Raw genomic sequence first — 6,972 nt, forward strand, 5'->3', positions numbered from 1 at the left:
GGGGAATTCCTCCTAGTAGGCGGTCGGACTTGGCCGATCGTAGCGAGGGAAAGTCCGATTTGAGGCAGTTTTTGAGCTCTTTTGAGGCAAATAGTGGTTCTATTTAACACTTGAAACGAAGTGGAAAGAACCGCTTTAGCGGGGTCGCAGACCGAGGAGCCTGCGACGAGTAAAAAAGAGGACGAAAAATGACCAAAGTAGGCTTTTCCGCAGTAGGTCAGTGGTAAGTCCGACAGGCTGCTAGGGCCTGAACCGCCTCGCCGGCTAGCCGCAGAATCAAAGCAGGTGTAGTGTCTGCACTGGCGAAATGGGCAGCGGACAAAGTTGCACCAATGCGGTGCAAAATCCGCTTTACGCCTGCGGGATAACCGTTGCTGGGTTTAGGCTTGGGTTACCTCTGATCATTACAGCGTCAGGGATCTGCACGCTGTAACCACTGTGATTCTGATCGTACTTATAGATAGACATTAACGAGGATTGTTATTGATGAGCAGTATCCATTTTATTGGCGGGGAAAAAGGCGGCGTAGGCAAATCAGTGCTTTCACGCTTGCTGTCGCAGTACTTTCTCGATCGGGGACAACCCTACCTCGGCCTGGACGCCGATCAGTCCCACGCCACACTGAGCCGCTTTTACCCGGAATACACCCGTCCGGTAAATCTGGACACCTTTGACAGCATCGACCAGATAATGGAGTTCGCCACTGAGGACGAACAGCAGATTCTGATTGACCTGCCCGCCCAGAGCGAACGTTTTCTGGATCGCTGGATCGATGAAAACGGCGTGCTCGACATGTGCGACGAACTGCAGATTCCGCTGCAGTACTGGTATATCGTCGACGACGGTCTCGACTCAGCCGCGCTGCTGGAAACCTTTCTGGCCAAATATGGCAGCCGGATGAACATCGCCGTTATCAAAAACGAAGGCCGCGGCACCAACTTCGCCACTATTGATGCCGTCTTGCATTTTCATCCTGCGACAAACAGCGGCAGCACCCAACACGCGACACTACCCGCTCTGCATCGTGAAACCATGCGCAAGATAGACGAGTTGAGCTTCAGTTTCTGGGGCGCTGAAAACATCAAGGACAAAAACCTTGAGCACCTCAGTCTGATGGAACGCCAGCGTACCCGCGTCTGGATCAAAAAGACCTATGCCCTGTTCGACGAACTCTTTATCAGACAACCCTGCTAAATAGCCCCGGCATTCAGGCCGTTTGGCAAACAGACGGCCTGAAACAGCTCCCCTGCAACGATAACTCAGCCTTCATCCCATAGTCACAGCTCACCACATCCTTAAAGCCAAGAGCCACTGACTCACTAATAGCCCCGAAAGTTCCGTTTGCCTTCGCCGTATCGACATTACAAACCTTAGGGGAATTCCGGCTAAGCCACAGACCAATACATTTAAAACGGGAAAACGCCGGATTCCAGCCAGAACCTAAAATAGGTGCCTTCGCTTAGGCTATTCACTCAGATACTTTGTAATCCAGATTGATTTGAAACTTTACCTCTGCATTATCTTTGCTAATATAAATTTATTCTGTAGAATCCAGCACAATCTCAACATGACACAGGTGACCATTAAATGAGCGAAAACGAGTTCACTTCTACACTGCTGCGCAAAAACTCTCTGCGTAAAGCCGTAACTGAAATCTCCGTCGCAGAACTGGAAAAAGTTCTTTCCGACCTTCAGGAAATCCGCGACGAGAAAGTTGCTGCAGAAGAAGAACGCGCAGCCGCTGATGCAACCCGCCTGGAAGCCGTTAAAAAGATCCAGGCTCAGATGGCCGAACTCGGTCTGTCTGCCGACGATCTCTCCGCTGGCGGCGCTACTGCCACCAAGAAGGCTTCTGTACCGGCCAAGTATCGTCTGATCGACGCTGAAGGCAAGCCGCACGAATGGTCCGGCCGTGGCCGTACCCCGCGCGTATTCCTTGAGCGTTTTGAAAAAGGCGCCAAGAAAGAAGATTTCCTGATTCAGAAGTAATCAGGCGTTAAGGCCGGTTAATACCGGCTTTAAGCGAGCTGCTATTAAAAAGCGCTGTATCCCTCGGGATCAGCGCTTTTTACGTATGCAACACAGACAAGTTCACAGGCTATGGATCAGGCTCCGCCGCGAAACCCCTGCTGCCGCCAGGCCTCATAACTGATAATCGCCACCGCATTGGATAAATTCAACGAGCGATTATTGGGCATCATGGGGATTCGCAAGCGCAACTCCTGCGCTATGCCTTGCATCACTGAATCCGGCAATCCACTGGTTTCAGATCCGAACAAAAGCACATCGTCGGGCCAGTATTCAATCTGATCGTGGGACTGAGTACCTTTGGTGGTACAGGCCAGAACCCGCCGGCCCTGCATGGCGATTATAAAGGCGTCATAATTTTCATACCGGTGCACGCGGGCAAGATCATGATAATCCAGCCCCGCCCGCCGCAGATTCTTTTCCTCCAGATCAAACCCCAAGGGCTCAATCAGGTGCAGCGTGCAGCCATTATTGGCCGCCAGCCGAATAATATTGCCGGTATTGGGTGGAACCCTCGGCTCATAAAGTGCGATATGAAACATGCGATGTCAGCCAGCGTCAGCCGTAAAGGCAACCATTATACATGGGCCTTTGCATTAACCGGCATCCGCCATGATTACCCGATACTGTATTGATCAGGAAGTCGTCGGCCAGGATTGACCCCGGCTCACCAGAGGCCTTATCTCAGCGGTCTGGTGATGGGGCACCTGCCGGTGCGCTTGGGCGGCCAGCCCTACAAAAGCCGTTTGCAGTATTTGCACCAGATCACCGTGGGACACCAGCAACAGCACTTCTCCGGCATGGCGCGCATCCAGCGCCCGTAACGTATCAAGCCCTCGCTGCAGGACGCAGCTTACCGGCTCAACGGCGCCCTGCCCCTGGCTTCCAGCGTCTTCTGCGGCCTTGTCACGGCTGCCATTGGTGTCGATTTCATCCCGCTGCCACACCTCTCTGTAGCCGCTGTCCGCCTGACCTTCCCAGCCCCCGAAAAAGCGCTCCCGCAGGCCGATATCCAGTTCTGGCGATGGAAGCTTAAAATAGCCTGCGGCCAACGCCGCCGTTTGCCGGGCACGCAGAAAGTCGGAGCTGATCACCCGCGTTGGCCGCGGGCCGTCAAAGTTCGCCAGCGACAGCTGCACCTGGCGCTCACCTTCTGCAGTCAGGCCAAATCCGGTCGTGCCTGTTAATGGCGCGCTAACGATCAAGCCGGCGACATTGGCCTCACTCTGGCCATGGCGCATCAGATAATAGCTGTTGTTAAATTGCGTCATGGCTGCTGCTCCTTACCCTCCCAAAAAAAGCCCGGCATTTCCCGGCCTCTGGCCAACATCATAGAAGTCGTTTGCGGATATTCACCACCAGGATTTCCGCCAGTATCACCACGACAAATATCGCCAGCAGCGCCATGGCCACCCGCTGCCATTCGAACAGGTTCATTGAATCGCTGAGTACTACACCAATACCACCGGCGCCCACCAGACCCAGCACCGCCGACTCGCGGACATTAATGTCCCATCGAAACAGCACTATGCTGAAAAACGCTGGCAAAATCTGTGGCCAGTATCCCTTGAGCAGAATCGCCGCCCATGAAGCTCCAGTCGCCGTCAGGGCCTCGATAGGACCCATATTAATTTCTTCGATGGCCTCACCCAGCAGCTTGCCGACAAAGCCAACCGAACGAAAGGCGATAGCCAGCACACCTGCGATCACCGACGGGCCGAAGATAGCCACAAACAGCAGCGCCCACACCAGGGAGTTGACCGAACGGGACGATACAAGGAAAAAGCGCGCAATCCAGTGACACCAGGGGGATGCAACCACATTACTGGCGTTCATCAGCGCCAGCGGAATGGCAAAGATCAGCGTCAGCAGGGTACCCAGGGTTGCGATATTCAGTGTTTCAAGCATGGCATCGTGCACTGATACCGGATAGTAGGCGAAGTCTATAGGCCACATGCGGGTAAACATGTCGGCCATTTGTTCGGGCGCATCGTAGAAAAACTCAGGAATCACTTCCACCGTCTGAATCGAAAGCACCAGTGCCAAGACCAGCACCAGATAAACCGCATAGCGCGACAGTTTCTGGCTCAGGGTAAAGCGCTGCCAATGGCGATCGATGGCGGTCAGGGGGGTCGCGGTCGATATTTTCATTTGAAGATCCTGCGCACCAGGTTGGAAAGGAACTCGCCAAACATGATCAGGGCAATAATGACGATCAGGATGGCGGCGACAAAGTCATAGTCAAAGCGCTGAAAGGCCGAAAACAGCGTTCCGCCCAGGCCGCCTGCACCGACGATACCCACCATGGTGGAATTGCGCAGATTTGAATCCAGCTGGTAGGTGGCAAAACCCAGAAAGCGCGAGAACACCTGTGGCATCACCGCAAAGAGCACAACACTGACAAAGCTCGCACCAGTGGCACGAATAGCTTCGACCTGCTTGAGTGATATTTCTTCTATGGCTTCGGCAAACAGCTTGGCGATAAAGCCAATGGAGGCGACCACCAGAGTCAGAATACCTGCCAGGGCACCAAAGCCCACGCTCTTGACGAACAGGATGGCGATAATCACTGGGTGAAAGGTACGACAGAGTGCAATCAGCGCCCGCACCGGGCTGCTCACCCAGCCACTCATCATATTGCGCGCCGCAAAGAGCCCCAGAAAGAGCGACACTAGTATGCCGAAAAAGCTGGCAATCACGGCAATTTCCAGGCTTTCGATCAGGCCGCCAAGCAGCAGCTCCCAGCGACTGAAGTTGGGCGGAAACATCTTGTCCAGCAAGTTGCCGGCAAAGCCCATGCCTGTACTTATACGCTCCCAGCTCAGCCCCAGCGCATTGACCGAATACACCAGATAGCCGGCCAGCAGCAGCCAGATACCGGTGACGAACCAGTTGCGCGCAAACGGATTGGGCCGCGCAGCAGAAGTACCTGAATCTACGCCAGCCATGATTCACCTCCGTAGATCAGTTTCAGATGCTCATCGGAAATACCCTCTGGGCTGCCGTCATAGACTACTTTTCCGCCGGCCATGCCGATCATGCGCTTGGCAAATCGCCGGGCCAGGTTTACGTCGTGGATATTCACCAGCGCCGGAATATTTTTCTCCTGCGCAAAACGTTCCAGCAGCTCCATGATCTCCACGGCGGTCTTGGGGTCCAGCGAGGAAGTCGGCTCATCAGCCAGCAGAATACGCGGGTCCTGCATTACCGCACGAGCAATACCGACACGCTGGCGCTGGCCGCCGGAGAGGCTGTCGGCGCGCTGGGTGGCATGTTCACTCAGGCCCACCGCATCCAGCAGCTCGAAGGCGGTATTGATATCCTGCTGACTGAAATTGCGCCGCCAGGCACGCCAGGCCGACATGTACCCCAATCGCCCGGTGAGCACGTTTTCGATCACGCTCAAGCGCTCCACCAGGTTATATTCCTGAAACACCATGCCGACGTGCCGACGCAGTTTGCGCAGCTCCCCGCCCCTGGCATCGCAAAGATCTGCCTGTTCAAAGATGATCTGCCCGGCGGTGGGCTCGATCAGGCGGTTAATACAGCGCAACAGCGTACTTTTACCGGTACCGGAGGGGCCGATAATGGCAATGATACCGGGTTCGGTGATCGTAATATCAATGCCCTTGAGTATAGGGTTGCCACTAACATATTCTTTTTGAAGGCCTTTAATCTCAAGAAACGCCTGAGCAGAAGACATAGCCAAATCCTGTAAGCATGAAAATTGGGTGCACGAATGCGCAGGAGCCAGATAAGGTCCAGTCTTGGCACAGGCACAGGGGTCTTGCAGGCAGCAACGCCGGGCTTAAAGCTGGCCCTGCGTTGCTGTTAAGCCAGCAGGGCTGGACTTAGCTGGGGCAGCCAGCGTAGTAAGTCACAGTGGCGGGCCAGTCGGAGAACACACCAATCACACCGACGTCCTGCACCAGTACATCCAGCAGGTCGAAGGTATTGCCCTCATTGGTGGTGATATCGTTGATGCTCTGGTAATACCAGCCACCACCGCCATTCAGCGGACCAGAGCGCTCAAGGCTCCAGGTAATGATATCAAGCCCGGCTTCCTTCGCAGCCTTGGCATAGACCGAAGGAACAATCTTGCCGTTTTCGGAGGCGACCAGCATCCACAGCGGCGGCGCTATGATCTTTACACCCATCTCCTGCAACTCACCCATGCTGGGTGACCAGGTGGCGGGATTGCTGTAGTCAAAGCTTTCGATGTCATAGCGATCATCCAGATAGACCGCCTGGGCACCAAAGGCAGGCTCATTCGCCAGCCAGTACTTCACGTCCTCCAGGTTGAAGGATTGCGCCAGTACATTAGCCGGATCCACACCCAGCTCTTTGTAATCGTTGATCATCTGCTGGGCGTAGTCGTGCTGGCTATAGTCACCCTGGTACGGCATTTCCACCGCAGCGCCCTTTAGCTCCGGCGTCATCTTCACGCCCAGCTGCTTGAACAGCTCGATGCTCTGGCGATGGCTCATCAGGGTGCCATTGCCGGCATACAGATCAGTGCGATAAGCCGCGGTGGAATTCATGTATTCCTCCAGCGTTTTCGCATCTTTGTTACCGGCGTCCATCTTGCCCTTGAGCGACAGAAATTCATCCAGCGTTACATCACTGGTACGGCACTCCACATCCTTGAAGGGTGTTTCGCTGCTGTAGTCCGGCGCCACTGTGCATTTTTCCGCCAGTTCCGGCACGGCCAGAATGTTGGTGGTGGTATGCAGATCGCTCTGGGAATGACGACATACCAGTTCGCGATCCTTGGTAAAGGTCACATCGCATTCCACCACGCCAGCACCCATACGCGCCGCAGCAACGTAGGACTCACGGGTATGTTCAGGGAACTGCAGTGGCGCACCACGGTGGCCAATAGACAGATCAGAACCGGTCCCTTCTACACATCTCCAAGCCCACGAGACTCCTGAACACCTCGTA

Annotated in this window: 8 protein-coding genes; 2 read left to right on the forward strand and 6 right to left on the reverse strand. The window is 54.8% G+C overall.

What is annotated here, in order from left to right; genetic code table 11:
- Positions 1-486: 486 nt before the first annotated feature.
- Positions 487-1,194, forward strand: a complete 708-nt coding sequence (locus MPRO_RS01985; RefSeq protein WP_067286339.1) for a P-loop NTPase family protein — start codon at positions 487-489, stop codon at positions 1,192-1,194.
- Positions 1,195-1,587: 393 nt separating this feature from the next.
- Entirely contained in the window at positions 1,588-1,989 is a 402-nt protein-coding gene (locus MPRO_RS01990) for an H-NS histone family protein (protein ID WP_067286341.1), read from the forward strand.
- A gap of 116 nt (positions 1,990-2,105) precedes the next feature.
- Here the strand turns inward: MPRO_RS01990 and MPRO_RS01995 are convergent, their stop codons facing one another.
- From MPRO_RS01995 to MPRO_RS02020, 6 genes are all read right to left on the reverse strand, one after another.
- Entirely contained in the window at positions 2,106-2,570 is a 465-nt protein-coding gene (locus MPRO_RS01995; RefSeq protein ID WP_067286343.1) for a tRNA (cytidine(34)-2'-O)-methyltransferase, read from the reverse strand.
- Between the two features lie 93 nt (positions 2,571-2,663).
- On the reverse strand, positions 2,664-3,299 hold the full coding sequence (locus MPRO_RS02000; RefSeq protein ID WP_067286344.1) for a histidine phosphatase family protein: 636 nt from the start codon (positions 3,297-3,299) through the stop codon (positions 2,664-2,666).
- Positions 3,300-3,357: 58 nt separating this feature from the next.
- Positions 3,358-4,179 carry a phosphonate ABC transporter, permease protein PhnE gene (phnE, locus tag MPRO_RS02005; RefSeq protein ID WP_067286346.1) on the reverse strand — a complete coding sequence of 274 codons (822 nt, stop codon included), beginning with the start codon at positions 4,177-4,179 and terminating at the stop codon, positions 3,358-3,360.
- A complete protein-coding gene (gene phnE, locus MPRO_RS02010) occupies positions 4,176-4,976 on the reverse strand; it encodes a phosphonate ABC transporter, permease protein PhnE (protein ID WP_067286347.1) in 801 nt (266 codons plus the stop codon). The genes phnE (MPRO_RS02005) and phnE (MPRO_RS02010) overlap by 4 nt, the downstream gene beginning before the upstream one ends.
- Positions 4,964-5,731 carry a phosphonate ABC transporter ATP-binding protein gene (gene phnC / locus MPRO_RS02015; protein ID WP_102136249.1) on the reverse strand — a complete coding sequence of 256 codons (768 nt, stop codon included), beginning with the start codon at positions 5,729-5,731 and terminating at the stop codon, positions 4,964-4,966. Before phnC ends, phnE (MPRO_RS02010) begins: the two co-directional genes overlap by 13 nt.
- Positions 5,732-5,879: 148 nt before the next feature.
- Positions 5,880-6,972: glycerophosphodiester phosphodiesterase family protein (locus MPRO_RS02020; protein ID WP_082708398.1), on the reverse strand; the 1,093-nt coding region annotated here is incomplete at its 5' end.

Source organism: Marinobacterium profundum (assembly GCF_001528745.1).
Taxonomy (GTDB): Bacteria; Pseudomonadota; Gammaproteobacteria; order Pseudomonadales; family Balneatricaceae; genus Marinobacterium_A; species Marinobacterium_A profundum.

What these genes read in the sequence shown, in the direction of transcription:
- MPRO_RS01985 (WP_067286339.1), top strand. Translation starts at nt 487, where the DNA reads ATGAGCAGTATCCATTTTATTGGCGGGGAAAAAGGCGGCGTAGGCAAA.
- MPRO_RS01990 (WP_067286341.1), top strand. Translation starts at nt 1,588, where the DNA reads ATGAGCGAAAACGAGTTCACTTCTACACTGCTGCGCAAAAACTCTCTG.
- MPRO_RS01995 (WP_067286343.1), bottom strand. Translation starts at nt 2,570, where the DNA reads ATGTTTCATATCGCACTTTATGAGCCGAGGGTTCCACCCAATACCGGC.
- MPRO_RS02000 (WP_067286344.1), bottom strand. Translation starts at nt 3,299, where the DNA reads ATGACGCAATTTAACAACAGCTATTATCTGATGCGCCATGGCCAGAGT.
- phnE (WP_067286346.1), bottom strand. Translation starts at nt 4,179, where the DNA reads ATGAAAATATCGACCGCGACCCCCCTGACCGCCATCGATCGCCATTGG.
- phnE (WP_067286347.1), bottom strand. Translation starts at nt 4,976, where the DNA reads ATGGCTGGCGTAGATTCAGGTACTTCTGCTGCGCGGCCCAATCCGTTT.
- phnC (WP_102136249.1), bottom strand. Translation starts at nt 5,731, where the DNA reads ATGTCTTCTGCTCAGGCGTTTCTTGAGATTAAAGGCCTTCAAAAAGAA.